The sequence below is a fragment of the Secundilactobacillus paracollinoides DSM 15502 = JCM 11969 genome (assembly GCF_001311135.1).
GTDB lineage: Bacteria > Bacillota > Bacilli > Lactobacillales > Lactobacillaceae > Secundilactobacillus > Secundilactobacillus paracollinoides.
On the sequence record NZ_BBAG01000022.1, the window covers coordinates 30,586 to 48,502 of the forward strand.

At 48.1% G+C, this 17,917-nt stretch carries 19 protein-coding genes and 1 pseudogene; 13 read left to right on the forward strand and 7 right to left on the reverse strand.

Translation table 11 applies throughout. The features are described from left to right. Positions 1–300: 300 nt before the first annotated feature. The 5 genes and pseudogenes from recO (at position 301) to JCM11969_RS08680 (ending at position 4,260) form a co-directional block, all read left to right on the forward strand. Positions 301–1,089: a DNA repair protein RecO gene (recO, locus tag JCM11969_RS08660; protein ID WP_054710510.1), complete on the forward strand. Its 789-nt coding sequence runs from the start codon at positions 301–303 to the stop codon at positions 1,087–1,089. Between the two features lie 228 nt (positions 1,090–1,317). After that, positions 1,318–1,818, forward strand: a complete 501-nt coding sequence (locus JCM11969_RS08665; RefSeq protein ID WP_054710512.1) for an SRPBCC family protein — start codon at positions 1,318–1,320, stop codon at positions 1,816–1,818. A gap of 55 nt (positions 1,819–1,873) precedes the next feature. Beyond that, positions 1,874–2,686, forward strand: coding sequence for an SDR family NAD(P)-dependent oxidoreductase (locus JCM11969_RS08670; RefSeq protein ID WP_054710515.1), 813 nt, complete (start codon positions 1,874–1,876; stop codon positions 2,684–2,686). Between the two features lie 63 nt (positions 2,687–2,749). Then, positions 2,750–3,742 carry a zinc-binding alcohol dehydrogenase family protein gene (locus JCM11969_RS08675; RefSeq protein WP_054710518.1) on the forward strand — a complete coding sequence of 331 codons (993 nt, stop codon included), beginning with the start codon at positions 2,750–2,752 and terminating at the stop codon, positions 3,740–3,742. Between the two features lie 12 nt (positions 3,743–3,754). Then, positions 3,755–4,260, forward strand: a pseudogene (locus JCM11969_RS08680) (MerR family transcriptional regulator). A 119-nt stretch (positions 4,261–4,379) separates the two neighbouring features. On the opposite strand, the gene JCM11969_RS08685 reads toward JCM11969_RS08680, so the two are convergent. Continuing rightward, a complete protein-coding gene (locus JCM11969_RS08685; protein ID WP_054710521.1) occupies positions 4,380–4,949 on the reverse strand; it encodes a LysE family translocator in 570 nt (189 codons plus the stop codon). 87 nt (positions 4,950–5,036) lie between these two features. Here JCM11969_RS08685 and JCM11969_RS08690 point away from each other — a divergent pair, with 87 nt between their 5' ends. Then, positions 5,037–5,498: a MarR family winged helix-turn-helix transcriptional regulator gene (locus JCM11969_RS08690; RefSeq protein ID WP_054710524.1), complete on the forward strand. Its 462-nt coding sequence runs from the start codon at positions 5,037–5,039 to the stop codon at positions 5,496–5,498. A gap of 150 nt (positions 5,499–5,648) precedes the next feature. Here JCM11969_RS08690 and JCM11969_RS08695 read toward each other — a convergent pair whose 3' ends face one another. Both JCM11969_RS08695 and JCM11969_RS08700 read right to left on the reverse strand, forming a co-directional pair. Then, positions 5,649–6,629 carry a low temperature requirement protein A gene (locus JCM11969_RS08695; protein ID WP_225353198.1) on the reverse strand — a complete coding sequence of 327 codons (981 nt, stop codon included), beginning with the start codon at positions 6,627–6,629 and terminating at the stop codon, positions 5,649–5,651. Between the two features lie 311 nt (positions 6,630–6,940). Next, the gene (locus tag JCM11969_RS08700) at positions 6,941–7,891 is read right to left on the reverse strand and encodes an aldo/keto reductase (protein ID WP_054710527.1); all 951 of its coding nucleotides are present in this window, start codon (positions 7,889–7,891) and stop codon (positions 6,941–6,943) included. 176 nt (positions 7,892–8,067) lie between these two features. On the opposite strand from JCM11969_RS08700, the gene JCM11969_RS08705 reads away from it, so the two are divergent. From JCM11969_RS08705 to JCM11969_RS08720, 4 genes are all read left to right on the forward strand, one after another. Continuing rightward, positions 8,068–8,484, forward strand: coding sequence for a MerR family transcriptional regulator (locus JCM11969_RS08705; RefSeq protein ID WP_054710530.1), 417 nt, complete (start codon positions 8,068–8,070; stop codon positions 8,482–8,484). 385 nt (positions 8,485–8,869) lie between these two features. After that, on the forward strand, positions 8,870–9,322 hold the full coding sequence (locus tag JCM11969_RS08710) for a MarR family winged helix-turn-helix transcriptional regulator (RefSeq protein WP_054710533.1): 453 nt from the start codon (positions 8,870–8,872) through the stop codon (positions 9,320–9,322). Between the two features lie 12 nt (positions 9,323–9,334). Next, the gene (locus tag JCM11969_RS08715; protein WP_054710536.1) at positions 9,335–10,309 is read left to right on the forward strand and encodes an amidohydrolase family protein; all 975 of its coding nucleotides are present in this window, start codon (positions 9,335–9,337) and stop codon (positions 10,307–10,309) included. A 27-nt stretch (positions 10,310–10,336) separates the two neighbouring features. Beyond that, positions 10,337–11,287 (forward strand): alcohol dehydrogenase catalytic domain-containing protein, encoded by a 951-nt coding sequence (locus JCM11969_RS08720; RefSeq protein ID WP_054710539.1) that lies wholly within the window; start codon positions 10,337–10,339, stop codon positions 11,285–11,287. 60 nt (positions 11,288–11,347) lie between these two features. Here JCM11969_RS08720 and yaaA read toward each other — a convergent pair whose 3' ends face one another. Then, a complete protein-coding gene (yaaA, locus tag JCM11969_RS08725) occupies positions 11,348–12,100 on the reverse strand; it encodes a peroxide stress protein YaaA (protein ID WP_054710542.1) in 753 nt (250 codons plus the stop codon). 92 nt (positions 12,101–12,192) lie between these two features. Between yaaA and JCM11969_RS08730 the strand changes: the two genes are divergently transcribed. Continuing rightward, a complete protein-coding gene (locus tag JCM11969_RS08730) occupies positions 12,193–12,744 on the forward strand; it encodes a TetR/AcrR family transcriptional regulator (RefSeq protein ID WP_054710546.1) in 552 nt (183 codons plus the stop codon). 115 nt (positions 12,745–12,859) lie between these two features. Continuing rightward, on the forward strand, positions 12,860–13,960 hold the full coding sequence (locus JCM11969_RS08735) for an NAD(P)-dependent alcohol dehydrogenase (RefSeq protein WP_054710549.1): 1,101 nt from the start codon (positions 12,860–12,862) through the stop codon (positions 13,958–13,960). 526 nt (positions 13,961–14,486) lie between these two features. On the opposite strand, the gene JCM11969_RS08740 is transcribed toward JCM11969_RS08735, so the two are convergent. Both JCM11969_RS08740 and JCM11969_RS18935 read right to left on the reverse strand, forming a co-directional pair. Then, entirely contained in the window at positions 14,487–15,113 is a 627-nt protein-coding gene (locus JCM11969_RS08740; protein WP_225353200.1) for a LysR family transcriptional regulator substrate-binding protein, read from the reverse strand. Then, positions 15,074–15,316: a LysR family transcriptional regulator gene (locus tag JCM11969_RS18935; RefSeq protein ID WP_225353199.1), complete on the reverse strand. Its 243-nt coding sequence runs from the start codon at positions 15,314–15,316 to the stop codon at positions 15,074–15,076. Before JCM11969_RS18935 ends, JCM11969_RS08740 begins: the two co-directional genes overlap by 40 nt. A 250-nt stretch (positions 15,317–15,566) precedes the next feature. Between JCM11969_RS18935 and vprA the strand changes: the two genes are divergently transcribed. Further along, positions 15,567–17,045, forward strand: a complete 1,479-nt coding sequence (vprA, locus tag JCM11969_RS08745) for a vinyl phenol reductase (RefSeq protein ID WP_054710552.1) — start codon at positions 15,567–15,569, stop codon at positions 17,043–17,045. A 43-nt stretch (positions 17,046–17,088) separates the two neighbouring features. Here the strand turns inward: vprA and JCM11969_RS08750 are convergent, their stop codons facing one another. Continuing rightward, a complete protein-coding gene (locus JCM11969_RS08750; RefSeq protein ID WP_054710555.1) occupies positions 17,089–17,799 on the reverse strand; it encodes an EAL domain-containing protein in 711 nt (236 codons plus the stop codon). Between the last annotated feature and the right edge of the window lie 118 nt (positions 17,800–17,917).

Genomic DNA, 17,917 nt, shown 5'->3' on the forward strand with positions numbered 1-17,917 from the left:
GGCATCAAATCCCGATTTTGGATTTGGTGCCGGAAGTTGCTTACACAGTAGCCCCTTGCCTTCTGGAGCGCGTTTCCACTAGAGAAGGGGCAACAGCTGCAGCCAGTACCAAGAAGACAAAGATATCAACCTTGGAATTTGTGTCAGAGTTGGCTTATGCAGTAGCCCCTTGCCTTCTGGAGCGCGTTTCCACTAGAGAAGGGGCAACAGCTACAGCCAGCACAACTAAAGCTAGTCAAACACTGCTCGCCATCTCCAGAAACCAATCAAAAAAACTAAGCAACAGAATCGGGTGACACAATGGCCGGCCAAATTATGGACTTTAACGGCATCGTAATGATGCAGAAAAACTATCGTGAACGAGATCTACTGGTTAAGTTTTTTACCATGGAGGCTGGCAAACGGATGTTTTTTATCCGGGGTGCGAAAAAACGCGGGTTTAAAATGACGGCGGATCTGTTGCCCTTTACGTATGGCACCTACGTGGGTGATCTGCGGGATCCCGGGCTGTCGTACATCAATGCAGTGAAGGAAACAGCTCACTTTCAAAATATTAGTGAGGATATTGAAAAGAACGCTTATGCGACGTATATTATGTCACTGCTTGATCGGGCAATTCCTGATAACGAACTGTTAGGCAGCTGGTATAACCGGCTGTATCATGGGCTGTTGGCGATCGACCAAGGTCTGGACGCCGGTATCGTTGCTAATATTTTTGAAGTGCAACTTCTGGAATTGTTTGGTGTGGCGCCCAATCTACGCAACTGCGTGATCTGTGGGCGAACAGATTTACCGTTCGACTACTCGGAATCTTATGGTGGTCTGCTTTGTCAAAATCACTGGCATATGGATCCGAACCGCCTAAAGTTGGACCAGCGAACGATTTTTTACCTGCGCCAATTTTCAGCGGTTGACCTCACGAAATTATCATCCATCAAGGTCCATCCAGAAACGAAGCATCATCTCCGGTTAGCCTTGGATATGATCTACAGCGATACTGTGGGTGTTTACCCCCGCAGCAAACGGTTTATTGACCAAATGAATAAGTGGTCGGATAAGTTACCTCATCCGACAGACGACAAGAACTAGGGCCAGATGGTCCTAGTTCTTTTTTTGCGTTTTAAGGGACCCGTTTTTATGATTATCAGTGTGTGATGTACCAAACGGCAATTTCGAATCTGCTGTAAGGCGTGTCATATCAGGAAATAAATCACTTATTAAAAATAATTGATCAAAAGTGCTTGACCTGAAGTCGACTCCAGGTTTTAAGGTTAGTCCATCACCAAATTAAGTTATTTTTTAGGAGGACAATCTATAATGAAATCAATTAATTGGGCAACAGACTATTTACCAGGCACCACCGACAATTTTGTGTCAAACGAGGTGATTGCGAGCGGCATCACACTTGATGCCGTTTGGGCAAACCTCGTGGACACCAGTCAGTGGACAACATATTACGACAATGCGACCAACATTAAGTTAGATGATCCGCGCGATACGACCTTACATTTTGGCGAACATTTCCGATTTGATACGTTTGGCTTTCCCATTGATGCCCAGGTCATGGAATTGGTTGCACCGACAGATGGTCAGGTCGCTCGGTTAGCCTGGCACGGGTGGCAAAATGGTGACGCCGACACGCAGTTCGACGTTTACCATGCCTTCGTGATTGAAAGATTCGCAGATGGCCGAATTCGGTTACTGACGCAGGAATCACAGGTTGGCAAACCGGCTGCTGAATTGGCGGCACAAACGCCCAACCCAATGTTGAATGGTCATCAAGCTTGGCTGGATGGTCTGGTCAAGGCGTCTCGTTAGAAGAGAGGAGAAAATATAAAATGGCAAAAACATGGTTCATTAAAAAACATGGTTCATTACAGGTACTTCTAGCGGCTTCGGACAAGCATTAGCCAAAATCATTGCGCAACATGAAGACGTTAATTTAATTGCGGCGGCTCGAAACTTGGCGGACTTAGCATATTTGAACGACTATGATCAAACGGCAATTGAAAAGGTTGTCATGGATGTGACCAATAAAGACCAGATTGCTGAAGCCGTCAAACAGGGTCAGGCGAGGTTCGGGGGGATCGATGTGTTAGTGAACAACGCCGGGTTGGGTTATTTTGGGACGGTTGAAGAGTCAAATGAGGCGGATGTTCGTCAGTTGTTTGACGTCAATGTATTTGGCCTCGCAAACGTCACAAAGGCCGTGTTACCTGTCATGCGGCAACAGAAAAGCGGCCTGATCATCAATGTTTCATCCGTTTTAGGCATCACGTCGTTGCCCACATTTGGCTGGTATAGCGCAACCAAGTTTGCGGTTGAAGGGGTCTCAAATGCGCTTCGTCAAGAGGTAAAGGGGCTTGGCATCAAGGTGATGCTGGTGGAACCAAGCGGGGCTCGAACCAAATGGAATGCCGGTAAGACGGCACCCGTTGAAATTAACGATTATCAGCAGTTTGCGGAGATGATCAGCGGTGCTGCCAGCGGCACAACGCAAGCGCCTGGTGACCCGGTTCGAATCGCCCAACTGATGTTTGACGTGGCGACTGCTGATGAACCAGTTCCGGGACACTTACCACTTGGCGAATTTGCGACGAACGGCATGAAACAGGAACTGTCGACGTCCCTGGCTGAAGTTGAACAGTATCACGAGTTATCTTTAAAAGCTGATGCACCAGCCTAGCAGGATACAAAGGGCCTGACCAGTTGCTTGGCGAGGCCTTTTGGTCATAGAAAGGAGCTATCAATGAGAAGGGTAGTTGTAAACGAAAACCGGGAACTTATGGATGAAGAAACATCACGTCCGAGCCCCCAAGCCCACGATGTTCTCGTCAAAATTGAGGCTATTTCCATTAATCCAATTGATATCAAACGCATTCACCGGATCACAGCGACTGATCCGCGGGTGCTAGGCTACGATGCTTTGGGCGAAGTGGTGGCAACTGGCAGCCGCGCCAATCAGTATCAGATCGGTGACGTCATCTTTTATGCTGGTACTACGAGCCGAGATGGGTGTTACGCGGACTATCAATTAGTTGATGAACGACTAACAGCGTTGGCACCAACGAGGATTCCGGTTGCGCAAGCGGCTGCGATGCCGTTGACATGGTTGACGGCGTACGAAATTTTAGTGGATAAATTAGGGGTTCAGCCGACCCGAGGTGCTCACAAAAACGACACACTGCTTGTCATTAATGGTGCAGGCGGGGCAGGTTCCGTCCTGACCCAACTTGCTCGTTGGATGGGGCTGACCGTGATTGCTACCGCGAGCCCCAACAACTTCGACTGGTTGCGCGAGCATGGGACGGCTGTCTGTATTGATTACCACGGCGATATTCAGGCACAACTCAAACAGGCAGGATATCCGACTGTTGACGCTGTTGTCAATCTCTTTGATACTGCCAGATACTTCGATATTGCGCGTGCGATCGTGCGACCGTTTGGACACCTCGTGAACGTTGCGCTGACGCCTGAGCCAATCGATATCATGAGTTTGCAAGCGAAATCGCTGAGTTTTGACTGGGAGTTGATGTTTACGAAATCTAATTTAGGATACGAGATGGCAACCCAGGGAGCAGCTCTAGCCCTTTTAAGTCGTTTGTTGGATAATGGTGACATCACATCCACACTGACAAAAAGGATTGTGGCACCCATTAACGCAAGGACAATCACTCAAGCGCATGACTGCTTAAGTGCCAATTCGGTGGTTGGTAAAATTGTGATTGAGAGTCCAAAATAGGGAGGCATAAGTATGAGTTACAGTATTGGTCAAGTAGCCAGCACCTTGGGTGTCAGCATTGACACACTTCGTTACTACGACAAATCAGTCTGCTGCCGTTCGTTAAACGCAGCGCGAACGGACGCCGACAATTTACCGAAAACGACGTCCATTTGATGCGGACAATTATTTGTTTAAAGAACGCCGGTGTCTCAGTAAACGACATTGGTAAATTTATTCACTTACGGTTAATGGGCGACAGCACGCTTAATCAGCGCTATCATCTATTGGAAGATCATGAAGAAGACCTGCAACGGCAAATCAATGATCTGCAAGAAACATTGAGTTACCTAAAGTTCAAGAAATGGTATTACGAAACGGCGGTTGACGTGGGAACCGAATCCTTGCATTTCGTTCCGGATTCAAACGAAGTCAAGCCAGACTTGGATCAGGAATACATGGCGCACTTGAAGGAGAATGACGAGCCTGAAGAGTTGCAGCGGTTTTTGAACGTTCGTGATTATCGGAATAAACGTTAATGGGTGGTCGGGCGCAGCATTACCAGTAGCGCTATTGGCATGAACGGGGTACAAATTAAGCTCACTCATTCAACTGTTAATGATGGTGTCAGTCAACTCAAGCAGGATTCGTCGGTCAACTACCGCCATAAATCAACGACACTCACCACCAGCAACAGGGCCACCACCAGATTAACAACACCCTGGTGACGCTCGTAAAACGTTTTTAAATAATGGCCTGCTAACGTCCAGATCAGTGTTCCTAAAATGCCGATCACCACCATCACGGTAAGTTTCAACCACACACTGTACCGATTGGTCGAAAAAACAGTCGCAAACCCTGTTAAACCAGCAATGTAGTACAAATAGATTTTGATGTTAGTTGCCTGAAGCAAAATGGCCGCAAAAATAGGGTGGTTTAAGCCCTCACTGGTTTCAATGCTTGAGGCAGGTAACAGGCTATGCACGGCTAAGTAGATCAGATAGAGCGACCCGATCAGTTTCAGTCCGGTGGTGAGCTGCGGATTATTGACTACACTGGCCGACAGACCGGCAACGACTAGCCCGACCAGCCAGAACCCAATAAAACTACCGAAATTAAACGCCAGTCCACGACGAAACCCTTTGTTTTGACCTTCTGACAGAGCCATGATGGTGTTGGGACCGGGCGTGATCGCCATGATCCAATTGAATGTTAAAAATGAGAGCACGATATTGCACCTGATTACTTGTTGTATTTGCAACAAGGATAACACGACGATGTTGTATTTGCAACAACGTTTTGTTATACTTAAGCCATGACAGATGAAGAAAAAAATGGGAAACAAATTTGGCGCGATATCGGCTGGATCGCTCGAGAAGTTAACGGGACAGCTAATCGTGAATGGCGTGATGAGCGGTTGGACGACAATCGGTTCATTTACGTGATTCGTGTGCTGGAGCAGCCGGGCATTGGTATGCAGGCCCTTGCGACGGCCATTGGTGTGGATCGAACGACTGCGTTTCGTGCCGTTTCTAAGTTGGTAACGGATGGGTATTTAGAAAAGCGCGATCATCCGACACAACCTCGACTGAAGGTCCTTTTTCCAACGCAAAAAAGTCTGGCTTTAAAAACCCGCTTGTTTCGATTTGAAAGTGAGACGTTTGATCGCTACCTACACGGCTTGTCGTCGGCTGAGGTTGCCACTCTCGAGCGCCTGCTTGAACGGGTTCGACTAGGCGAAATAGAAAACAATAAAAATAGACTAACGGTGAATTGACACTACCGTTAGTCTATTTTTGGTTATTTTGGGCCTTAAATCTGTAATAGACAGTGTAGGCACAGGCTGCAACGGTCACGATGGTCGTCATGAGCACAACATCTTGAAATGAGTTGCGCCATAGACAGCCCACGTAACCTATTACAGTGGTTACCACAAACCAGATGCCCATGTGATTATGAATACGAAAGCGGTGTTGATTATAGCGTTTAGCTGACCAAACGCCAAAAAGTAGGAGGCCGATGCAGCATAGAGCGCTGTGACCGCAAAATTAAGATTGGCTTCAGCGTCTGCGATAAAGTGAAGCGACACAGTGACAAGGCTAAGCCCAAATATGATCGGGTAATGCAGGTAAATCAGTAAGTTGCCGGTCTCACCGCTTCGACTGCTGGCAATCAGATGGTCGAATTGCACAATGTAGATGAAGAAGAGACTTGCGACGATGATGAAAATCAAAACGGAAGTCCACGAGAGGGCGTCGCGCGTAAAGAAGGTGGCGATGCTGACAATTGTTTCACCAAAGGTAATGATCGTGAGTAGTGTCAGCCGTTCCAACAGATGTGAAAAAATGATTGGATGTTGTTTTGTTTGCCGGCCAGTAAAGGCAGGTGCTGTCCAACTAATCAGAATACCAATAATTGCCAGTGGCAGCCCTGTTCTTAACGGTAAGTAGCCGGCTGACAATAACGTCACCGTTCGAATCAATAAAATACCGACAAAGTCCGCGGCAATCCGGCGGTCGATCTGTTCTTGTGTCCGGAAAAGAACGATACCGTATTGCAGCAACAGGGTGAGCGATAATAGCCCTGCCGCAATGAAAAACGGATGCAGGTCTGTGTTGAGCGTCGCAGCAAAAGAATTTGACATGTATAATACAATCATCATATCTATAAAGGTAAAGCCAATATCGATCCAGGAGGAACGACCATAGCGATTGGTGAAGACGGACTGCACCATCCAGGAATTAATAAACACAATAATGACAAACACGAAAATAAGTAAGGTTATCGGCGACAGCACACCATGATGTAAATGGTGAATCAGGTCGGTTGCCTGGGCAATCATGTAGGCAAACACTAAATCGTAGAATAGTTCAAACATGGAAACACGCTTATCAGTAGGGACTTCCATAGGACACCTCCTTTGAAGAATGGGGTAATAGCAGTATTTTGTATATAGCAGATAGTACTTTTTAAAGTGAATCAGGCGCGACGAGATCAGATTCGTAACGATGTGCCAGCAACCTTAAATTCAGTTTAGCGAAATTATCAATGAAATTCAAAGAATGACGCTTAAGGTACATGCTGAGGAGTTGAAAAAGTGTCAAATTGACGCTGAATGTAAAAATGACAATTTATGATGATTATTGATATAGCTAGATATTGTACAATACAACAAACCCACTGATACGCATGAATCAAGTATCAGTGGGTTTTAAAGGACTAGTCAGTCATCGGCTTCTCCCAGAAACCGCGAGTATCCACACCAGTCTCATTGGCAAGGGTCTCGAGGCGCGCCATCTCATCGGCTGAAAGCTGGCACTTGATCGCACGTTGCTCATCAGCAATGTATTTCGCTTTTGTGACGCCAATAATTGGAACGGTGCCTTTTTGAATCGCCCAGGCCGTTGCGATATCTGCGGCGGATGCGTCATATTTGGTACCGATTTCCGTGAGTGCGGCGGTTAGTTTTTCTAATTTAGGCAATTGCGGATTGTAGTTCTTCGCGCGTTGACTGCCTTCAGGTAACGGATTAGCCGTGTTGTATTTACCAGTCAGAACGCCTTGTTCGAGCACCATGTATGAAAAGAACGTGATGTTGTGTTGCTGGCAATAGTCTAGGATGCCCGCTTTTTCCGAAGACCGGTATAGTAGACTAAAATGGTTTTGAACGGCACTGACCTGGATACCAGCTTCACCCAGAATTTCGTTTGCTCGTTTGATCTGTGCCAGATTATGGTTTGAAACGCCCACGCGTTTAATGTGGCCGCTTTTCACTAACGGAATCAACTGCGGTGTCCATTTCTCAACGTCGGTTGGGTTATGGATCCAGTACAGGTCAACATAGTCGGTGTGTAGTCGTTTAAGACTGCCCGCCAGCATGTCGGTCATTGCCGTGTCAGAGTCGCTGGCCATCGCCGGCGTGAACTTGGTCGAGAGGACATACTCATCACGCTTATAAGCCTGCAGCAGGTTCCCAAGGATTTTCTCCGATGCGCCAGAACCATAGGCGTAAGCGGTGTCCCAGAAATTCAAACCAGAACGCATGGCGGCGTCCACAACGGGGCGCAGATTGACCTCGGTCTTAGTATTCCCGCCGAAGTAATCATCGCCACCGGCGTCACCCCACGCCCAGGTACCCAGTGCGAGTTTTGGTGTTTGTTCAATTGTCATTGTCATCCCTCCGAATCGACTTGTTAGCATCAGTGTAGCACGTTTAATGGGGTGGAAATGCTTGAAAATTATGGGTCTTTTGTCTTTCCTTGCGCAAATACCAAAACATCATTTGACTTAAAGCGTACTTGAAGTGTTAGGCTATGTACAAAGACAATGAGAAAAGAGGGACTTCTATGGCAGAAACAATCTATAAAATTGGTGCTTTTAGTAAAAAGGTTGGGTTACCAAACTCAACGCTGCGATACTACGAAGATGAAGGACTGATCAAACCGCATTACGACGACAATGGTCAGCGATATTACACGGATGCTGATATTAAGTGGATCGGGTTTATCCTGCATCTAAAGGGTACTGGCATGCGCATGGGTGAGTTAAAGGATTACGTGACGTGGCGAGCTCAGGGTGATGAGACCATCCCGCAGAGGGTCGCACTCCTATCGCGGGTCAAGACCAATGCTGAAGATGAAATTAAGGAATTGGAAGCAAACCTGGAAGTTGTCCGGCATAAGATCGATTGGTATCAGGGAAAGTTGGATGCCACGATTGATGAGGATGAGAATTTTGAGCATTATTTGAGGAGATTCCAGTAGCAGAGCGTGGAAGAAGGCGGTTAAGGAGTGGAGCCTAAGGGGACTTTGACAGAAATTCCGGGTTTGGATTTTTGTCAAAGTCCCCTTAGGTGCAACTCCTTGCCTTCTGGAGCGCGTTTCGGCACGGTGGCCAAGAAAAATTCCACGAATCTAAAAACAAATACAAGTAAATCTACAATATCCAAGTTATCCAAAAAAGAAATCTAGGCTCTAAACTTTTCGAAGCACCAAAATACCACCCAGCAAAAGGGACCACGAATCCACATCGCGGTCCTTTTTAATATCCAAAAACCAACCGAATAAACACCTCTTCAAAACAATATACTTGCGCTCGCAACTATTTATCGCTATACTGGGGTCGACTTTAAGATAAGGGAGGGACACCATGAAGGATACAGGTGAAAACGCAGTCGCCAAATGGCTGGTGATTGCTGGGCGCCAGATCAGCCAATATCTCGGTCAACAACTGGCTGGTTTGGGCCTCACTGCAAGCCAGTACTACTATATTTTAAAAATTCACGATAATCCCGGGTTAACACAAAAAGAATTAATTGAAGCAGAGTTCATTAATCCGAGTAATGTGACCCGAGCAATCAAACAACTCGTGACCCTAGGTTTCGTTGTGCGCCAGCAGTCGCCAACCGACAAGCGTGCGTTCCAACTCAATCTCACCGCTGAGGGGGAAGCACTTTACCCGAAACTAAACGCGATTTTGCAGAAGGAAGAGGCTGAGGTGCGTCAGGCAGCTAAGAATGTGATCCCCGATTTTGATGCAGATCAGTTCGTGGCGGTCTTGCACCTGATCAGTCATCTTCATGGTGATACCGACAAACAATAAGGGAAGGTCCACATGAAACTCATTACAGTTGAAGAACATTTTGATACCCAGGCCAACATTGACCAATTTAACCAGTTTTCAGAAGTACCGAATAATAATCCGCACCAAGAAGCGCTAAATGGTGACCTGAAAAGCTTTGCTTGCCACGTGGCTTACATGGACAAGTACGGCATCGACATGCAGGTGATTTCCGATGCCGGTAACTCGCCACAGGTGCTGCCGGACAACATGGTCGTTGCGTCCAGTAAGGCACAAAACGACACGTTAGCTGAACAGATCAGCCAGTATCCAGACCGTTTTGTCGGACTTGCTGTTTTACCCATGAACAAGCCAGAAGATGCTGCCAAAGAATTGGAACGTGCCGTTACCGAACTTGGGTTAGTAGGCGGTATTATCAGTGGTTCAGTCAACGGTCAGTTCCTGGACGACCCTAAGTTTGAGCCCGTTTTTGCGATGGCCAGCAAACTCGATGTGCCGTTATACCTGCATCCAGGTGTGATCTCAAAGGAACAGCAGGCCGTTCTCTACGATTCTAAAGCCTACTCTAAGGCAACGTCGACCTTGTTAGCCGGTGCTGGCTGGGGGTGGCATCAAGAACAAGGAATTCAAATGGTGCGGTTGATCGAATCTGGACTCCTTGAAAAGTACCCGAACCTCAAACTCATCAATGGTCACTGGGGCGAACTTGTACCGATGTTCCTCGAACGGGTCACTGAATTTATGACCCTGGCAGACACCAACTTGCCACACGACTTTCAGTTCTACTACAAGCGCAACGTGTACATCACCCCATCAGGCATGTACACGAACCCACAACTCGCACTTGTTAAGGCCGAGGTGGGGGCTGATCACATGATGTATGCGGAAGATTATCCCTACATCAAGCGTGAAGATCAAGTCCACAGTTTCATTGAAAATGCAGACTTGACGACGACAGAACGTGAGGCCATCGCCCACGGGACAGCCGAGAAACTCTTTAAACTTTAATTAACAGAAAAAAGGATGGCGTTATTCATGAAAGCAGTTGTGATTGAACATGAGGGCGGTCCAGAGGCACTGACGCTTAAAGAGGTGCCGACCCCGGAGGTTAAGCCCGGTTGGAGTCTTGTGAAGATCAAGGGGTTTGGCATTAACCGCTCTGAGATCTATACCCGAAACGGCGAGTCACCGGATGTTAAGTTTCCACGAATTCTTGGTATCGAAGGTGTTGGCGAGATTGCTCAGACCACGGATGCTGAGAAACTGCCGGTTGGTCAAACCGTTGTCAGCATCATGGGCGGCATGGGCCGTGACTTTGATGGCAGCTATGCCGAATACGCCTTGTTGCCAAACAAGCAGATTTTTCCAGTAACGACAAGTTTGTCCTGGGCAGACTTGGCAGCGGTTCCTGAAACGTTCTTCACGGCGTACGGGTCACTGCTTAACAGCCACGTGCAGGATGCAAAGACCTTGCTGGTTCGCGGTGCTACAAGCGGCGTGGGCGTGGCAGCGATTAAATTAGCCAAGGCGATGAATCCAAGCGTTGTCATTACGGGGTCGACCCGGCATGCCGATAAGTTTGACCAACTGACGGCGGTTGGCTGTGACCACCCGATTTTGGACACAAATAACGAGGTTCAGACGGATGACCATTTCGACAGCATTCTGGAACTGGTTGGGTCGAAAACGGTGGTCGACTCGCTTAGTCATTTGAACCCAGGCGGCTACTGCTGTTTGACCGGTGGGTTAGCGAACGTCTGGGAAGTTGAGCATTTTAGCCCGTTCATGATTCCGAGTGGTGCCAACTTGACTAACTTTTCGTCTGGGTCAGTCACTGAGAAAGCGTTTAATGACATGTTGCAACTCATTGATCAGAACAACATTGACGTTAAGCCAGCCCAAACCTTTGATCTTGCACATACTGGGGACGCTACGGCAGCCCTTGATGAGCCTGATATGTTTGGTAAGGTGGTTGTGTTACCGTAATTTTGACAAAAAGCCCGTCAGCCTGTGATGACGCCAGGTTGGCGGGCTTTTCTTAATCCCTTAGTTATGCGCCACGTGGACGAAAACTAATTTCGTTGCGGTGGATAGTGTCGGTTCAAACGCATAATCCGGGTGGTCGAACGTCTTGATCTGGTCAACGGTGGTCACGTTGTGTTCAGCCATGTACCGAACCATTTGCCCGCGCGCCATTTTCGCAAAGGTTGCGCGAGTCTTCAATTGATCACCGACCCAGTGGCCAAACACGATTTCGATGAACTGGTCGTCTGGTTTCAGGTAGGGCGTGATGGCCTTGGCGTACTCTTTTGAGGCCAAATTAATGACCGGGCCGTCGTTAAATGAAAGCGACTCGTATAGCCGGTCGCCCCAGAACTGGTAGAGGTTTTTCGTTCCGGCGACCGCCAGCCGGCCCTGCATTTCTAACCGGTATGGCACGATGCCGTCAAAGGGGCGTAGGCTGCCATAGAAACCGGATAAAATGCGCAGATTGTCCTGAATGTAGTCCAACGCCGGCGCCGTAAACAGGTCGGGCGCCATGTATTGGTACTGGATGCCGGTGTAGCTGAGAATCGCTGGAGTCACCTGGTGGTCGAGCTGGAGTTGCTGCAGCCAATCGTAGTTCGGGCGGGCCAACTTGTCGCTGCATTGCCATAAGCGCTTGGCGTCTTCGTACGACAGTTGTTTGAGGACGGACAAGATCTCGGCCGTTTGCGACAAATATTCCGGGGCACTGAGCGGGTCAAACGTGTCCATATCCACGACCATCTTTTTGGCCGGGGCAATGATGATTTTCAAGGGCGTCTACTCCTTTTCACAAGATAATAAGTCTAGTTTACCAAAGTTTTGTTAAAACCGTCTATCATGACGCAGAAAGTGAGGCATCAGAGATGACAGCTACCATTGAGATCGATGTGCGGGTTCAAAAGACAAATGAAAAACTCTATCAAGCATTACTGTCATTAAAGGCGAGCGGCGTGGCGTATCAGGACGTGACCATTAAACAGCTGGCGAGTGAGGCGCATATTTCACGTCAGACGTTCTACCGGCACTACCAGGATAAGGATGATGTGCTGGCCAGTAAGATTCATGCGTTTAAACTGGCCACGCTACAGCAATTTAGCCACGAGGTGTTGACGCCGGGGCGGATGATCACCACACTGCTTGATTATTGGCAGGATCACCGACAGTTCTTTGCGATGATCGACTGGGCCAACCTCCGGGGTGTTTTTATTGATAACATTGCTTATCTCAATCATCAAGTGATGCTGATGAATCATGTGAGTCACCTGAACGAGGCCTTTATCAGCGATACGTACGCTGGTGCGACCTATGCGTTTTTGCGGACCTACCTGTTAAAGGACGCGCAGCACCAAAATATCAGTTCGTTGGTGCACCTTTTCTTGGACGTCACGAACCATTATCGACTCCTATTCGAATGAGGTAGCGATAATTGGGAAAAGTGACACAGGCTGGTGAAGTGACACGTAACTTTGTGACGGTATCTGTTATTCTACTAGTGAAAATAATTACAAGCAATCATTAGGAGGACTGAACATGAACATTACAGCAGCAGTAGCCGAAAAACAGGGTGATCCGTTAACCATTCGCGAGGTCATATTGGATGACAATCTCAAGTCAGTTGAAGTGTTAGTGAAGACGATCGCCAGCGGGATTTGCGGCGCCGATATTCAAGAAATTAATGGCGGGCCAACAGGGTTTGCGCCTATTCCAATGATTCTCGGCCACGAGGGTGCCGGAATCGTGCAAAAGGTCGGCGCCGCGGTGAGCGACTTTGAACCTGGCGACCACGTGACGATCTCCTATGCCAGTTTCGGCACCTGCCGTCAGTGTGTTCTGGGGCGGCCCTATGCGTGTGAACGGATGAACGAATTGAACTTCGGTGGTAAGGACATCGATGGCGGTACGAGGTACAGCTTGGATGGCAAACCACTGAGTTCCTTCTTCCAGCAGTCATCGTTTGGCAGTTACATGAAGGTCCAAGCACGCAACATGGTCAAGGTGACCGATGATGTTGACCTCAAGCTGCTTGGCCCCTTAGGCTGCGGGCTACAAACTGGTGCTGGGACTGTCTTAAACGAATTGCGGCCGCAACCAGGCGACGGGATTGTGATCTTCGGGACTGGGACAGTGGGGCTCGCCGCAATCATGGCAGCCAAAGTTGCTCACTGTAACCCGATTATTGCTGTGGACGTTGTACCAAGCCGGTTGGAAACTGCGCTGTCACTTGGTGCGACAGACGTTATTAACAGTAAGGAAACGCCTGACGTACCGGCTGCGGTCAACAAGATCGTGGCGGGCGGTGTGACCTTCGGCATCGTTTCAGCTGGCATCAACGGATTGGCAGAAAATGCCGTTCGGTCAACTGCGATTTACGGGGCGGTTGCCATTGTTGGTGGTGCCTTTAAGGGCGAGTTCAACATGGCACAGGACTTCTTGATCCCAGCCCGCACGGTTAAGGGTGTGCTGCAGGGGTCATCGCTGCCAAAGGTCTTCATTCCGAAGTTGATTCAATTGTATAAGGAAGGCCAATTCCCATTTGATAAGTTGGTTAAGTTCTATGATTTGAAAGATGTGAACCAGGCGATCGAGGATTCGAAGCCTGGGCAGGTGATTAAGCCGATTTTAGTGATGTAGAGCGTGAAGCAAGGCGGTTAAGGGGCGGAGCAGAAGAGACTCTGGTCAGAAAAGGCCGGTCCTGCCTTTTCTGACCAGAGTCTCTTCTGCAGTAGCCCCTTGCCTTGCTGAACGCGTTTCGGCACGGTAGCCTAGAAAAGAGCGTGGAAGAAGGCGGTTAGAGGGCGGAGCGTAAGCCACTCTGGCAGAAATGCCTGAACTTGGCATTTTTGCCAGAGTCGGCTTACGCAGTAGCCTCTGCCTTCTGGAACGCGTTTCGGCACGGTAGCCTAGAAATCTGTAGAGCGTGGAATAAACCGGTTAAAGACTGGAGCAGAAGCGGACTATTTTTAAAATCCTGGGTTTGGATTTTGAAAATAGTCCGTTTCTGTGCAAGTCTTTGGTTTGTGGAACGCGTTTCAGCACAGTAGCCAAGAAATCTGTAACGCGATTCAACACAGCCGCCGAGAAAATTGAATCCTCAAACAAAAAGAAACTATCAGCGTAGGGGGCAACCCACGCTGATAGTTTCTTTTGACATATACGGTCATTCAGAGTCAACATCATCGCCCAACCAATAATCCAACAACCGCCCCAACAACGCTGTCTTCGCATGCCCGTTGTACAGCGCATCGATCGTATACGTCTGCGTGTCATCATTTTCAATCGGCAGGTAGACCACACTGTCATCAGTCGCGGGCGGTGTCAATCCCTGAGGATAGAAGGCAAAAGCCTGATCCAAGGCCACCAGCAGGTGCATTTGCTCCGCACTGGCGACGCGATGAATGTCTTCGTAGTTTTGAATGAAGGGCGCGCTGGCGAGGAAACTTTCCAGTAAAAAGGTGGAATTCTCAGGGCTGTAGTACAACATTGGTCGATCCGTTAATCGTGTTTGAGGAAGGGCCGTTAAACGACTCAGTGGGTTGAGGCGACTGACGCCCATCACCATCTGATTGCGGTAGATGGGGGTTGCAGTGATAGTGGCGGTTGCCGATAATGCGGGCTTGCCGTAACTAATTGAAAGCGCGAGGTCCAGTGCTCCGTTGGCCACACTTTGAGTTAAGTGTTCATTGCTGCCTTGCCGCACGATGAGTTGCAGGTCCGGCACATTTTGTTTCAATTGATACAGCGCTTTTAAAAGTAATTGTTGTTCGAAAGCTGAGAAGTAGCCCACCCGCAAGAGGGGTTTTCTTCAGTGCTCGTTTGCTGCAATTCTGTAAGCGCGCTCAAATAATTATTCACAATATCTTGAGCGGAAGATAGGAACTGATGACCCTGAGGTGTCAGTGAAATCTGATTTTTCCCGCGATTAAAAAGGGTCACATTTAGTTCGGCCTCCAACTGCGTCATTTGTTTTGAAACAGCCCGCTGAGTCACGTATTCTTTTTCTGCAACCTTTTGAAAACTCCCGTATTGGGCGATTTTTAAAAAGTTTGAAGACGATTAATGTCCATTTTGACGTCCTTTCTTACCCGAACAAATCGTTGGGCTGTCCGACTAATTGGTGGTTCATTTCGAACAGTCCGGTCGTTATGATAGTCGTATATCAAGCGTGAGTTCATTATAGAAACGATTTACGCTGACGTCAATTGCTCACTAACTAACGAGTATTATTGGAGGGATTTTCATGTCAATTAGTCAAAAAACACAATACGATGTTGTCGTTGTTGGAACGGGTGCCGCTGGGACTTCCGCTGCACTGGAAGCCGCTCAGCACGGAGCCAGTGTCTTATTACTGGAAAATGGTCGTCATACAGGTGGCAGCAGTAACTACACCGAGGGATTGTTTGCGGTGGACTCCTACCTGCAAAAAGCCCAGGGCATCAAGGTCTCTGCGACGGATGTGCTGCGCGAAGAAGTGGATTACTCAAAGTACCGCGCTGATTCACGCATCTGGCGTAACTACTTAGACGACAGCACTGGTACTGTGCAATGGTTGAAGGACCAAGGTGTTAAATACGAAGGCGTTCAAGCGATGGGTGCCGGTGAAGCTACTTGGCACATCTATGAAGGCATGGGTCAAAGCGTGTTGCACGATGCCTTGCAGCCCCAGGCTGAAAAATTAGGGGTTGAACTCTTATCTTCAACGACGGTGACTGCCCTGCATCAAAATACGGATGGGGCAATTAATGGCTTGACGATACAGGATGAAGCCACGGGCACCACCGAGGACATCAAGGCAGGTGCCGTTGTGCTTGCCACTGGCGGTTATTTGAACAATCCTGAAATGATGAAAGAACTGACCCACTACGATACGAGTCGTCTGATTCAGGTAAGCTCTGGTAAAGGGACTGGTGACGGTTTACGGCTGGCTTGGAAGATCGGTGCCAAGAAATACGGTACTGGGATGGCTATGCTGTTCGGTGGTTATTTAAAGGATCCTGATGAACCCTCATTTAAGTACATGGCCTCCCAAATGGAAACGGCAGCAGGTCAACAGCCGTTACTCTGGTTGAATGAACACGGTGAACGGTTCGTTGATGAAGCGGTCGTTTACAATTTCTCATATGCGGGAAATGCGCTCTATACGCAAAACAAGGTGTTCAGTGTGCTTGACCAGGGTGTCATCGACAAGATGGCCAAGGACGGTAACTTTATGGGGCTAGGTGTCTATGTCCGGCGTGGTGAAAAAATGGTGAAGTTACAGGCTGAACTGGACGCTGCCGTTTCCGCCAACAAGCCGTTTATTTTCAAGGCTGATACAATTGATGCGTTAGCCGAAAAGATGGGACTGCCTGTTGAAAAAGTAGTTGAAACCATTAAAACCTACAACGGCTACTGCGATGCTAAAGAAGACGGTGACTTTGGTAAGAATCCTGAATACTTGGTTAAGGTTGCGAAGGGGCCATTTTACGGGTTCGAACTTAACGTTGGTGCGTTCTGCACAATGGGCGGACTGCAAGTAACCACCGAAAACGAAGTCTTGGACGATAATGGTGATAAGATCGGCGGATTATACGCTGCAGGAAACGACGCAGCGGGACTCGCTGGCGATACTTATGGGCCGAATATGCCGGGGACTTGCGTGGGGTATGCTTACTATTCTGGTCGGAATTCTGGCAAGCATGCTGCTAGTTATACCAAAGGATTAAAGATTACTGAATAATATAAAAAGAGAAGCGTTGGATTGTCGGCGCTTCTCTTTTTGGTTATTCAAGTGATTTTCTTGGTTTTAATGTTTGCGAAAAGGGTTTCTGGCATGCCAGTAAGTGTGGTTTGCCATAGAAGTAGCCTTGTCGCAGCACGATGTTTAACCGGTCAAGGATCTCCTCGTCCTGCGGCGTTTCGATGCCTTCAACGATTAACCGTAAACCGTATGACTTTGCGATTGCGTTCCACTCGTATAGTTTTGACGGAATTAACGCGTCGTTGCCATCGTGGCGGAAGTTTTGAATCGCAAACTTAATTTCAGTCGTGTAGGGCAGCAGTGGTTGAATGCGGCTCAACTGATTTTCACCCGTTCCAACATCGTCGAGGCTTAATTGCACACCGCTCAACGATAGGAGCTCCGCTGAAGCCAGAATTTCTTGACTGGACTGTGGTGTGATCAGCACTTCTTCAGTGAGTTCGGCCACGATTCGGACAGGGTGAACCTGTTGCTGAAATGAAATCAGCGCGTTGATCACCGCCGAGTCGGTAAACTGTGCCCGGTTTAAATTGACAGAAATGAAGTGGACTTTTTTCCCCAGAGTTGCCACGACATCCCGTAATGACAGTAACTGTGTCTCAAATGGAATGGCCTCAAAATCCGCTGGCAATTGCCAGTGGCCATCTTCGCACTGTTCGCGAATCAAAGTTTCGTATCCCACAACGGAATTTTGATAGCGGTCCACTTGAGGCTGTACAAAGTAACGATACATTGTGCATCCCGCTTTCTCATATTAAGATCCAAAGTTGTCTATTCCTGATTAATCCCCATTAATACCCTTATTGTATGCTTGGAAGCGGGATAATAAAAGCAGAAAATAAACCGTTGAG

Coding starts and splice junctions, on each gene's coding strand:
- recO (WP_054710510.1), top strand. CDS start 301: ATGGCCGGCCAAATTATGGACTTTAACGGCATCGTAATGATGCAGAAA.
- JCM11969_RS08665 (WP_054710512.1), top strand. CDS start 1,318: ATGAAATCAATTAATTGGGCAACAGACTATTTACCAGGCACCACCGAC.
- JCM11969_RS08675 (WP_054710518.1), top strand. CDS start 2,750: ATGAGAAGGGTAGTTGTAAACGAAAACCGGGAACTTATGGATGAAGAA.
- JCM11969_RS08690 (WP_054710524.1), top strand. CDS start 5,037: ATGACAGATGAAGAAAAAAATGGGAAACAAATTTGGCGCGATATCGGC.
- JCM11969_RS08695 (WP_225353198.1), bottom strand. CDS start 6,629: ATGGAAGTCCCTACTGATAAGCGTGTTTCCATGTTTGAACTATTCTAC.
- JCM11969_RS08700 (WP_054710527.1), bottom strand. CDS start 7,891: ATGACAATTGAACAAACACCAAAACTCGCACTGGGTACCTGGGCGTGG.
- JCM11969_RS08705 (WP_054710530.1), top strand. CDS start 8,068: ATGGCAGAAACAATCTATAAAATTGGTGCTTTTAGTAAAAAGGTTGGG.
- JCM11969_RS08710 (WP_054710533.1), top strand. CDS start 8,870: ATGAAGGATACAGGTGAAAACGCAGTCGCCAAATGGCTGGTGATTGCT.
- JCM11969_RS08715 (WP_054710536.1), top strand. CDS start 9,335: ATGAAACTCATTACAGTTGAAGAACATTTTGATACCCAGGCCAACATT.
- JCM11969_RS08720 (WP_054710539.1), top strand. CDS start 10,337: ATGAAAGCAGTTGTGATTGAACATGAGGGCGGTCCAGAGGCACTGACG.
- JCM11969_RS08730 (WP_054710546.1), top strand. CDS start 12,193: ATGACAGCTACCATTGAGATCGATGTGCGGGTTCAAAAGACAAATGAA.
- JCM11969_RS08735 (WP_054710549.1), top strand. CDS start 12,860: ATGAACATTACAGCAGCAGTAGCCGAAAAACAGGGTGATCCGTTAACC.
- vprA (WP_054710552.1), top strand. CDS start 15,567: ATGTCAATTAGTCAAAAAACACAATACGATGTTGTCGTTGTTGGAACG.
- JCM11969_RS08750 (WP_054710555.1), bottom strand. CDS start 17,799: ATGTATCGTTACTTTGTACAGCCTCAAGTGGACCGCTATCAAAATTCC.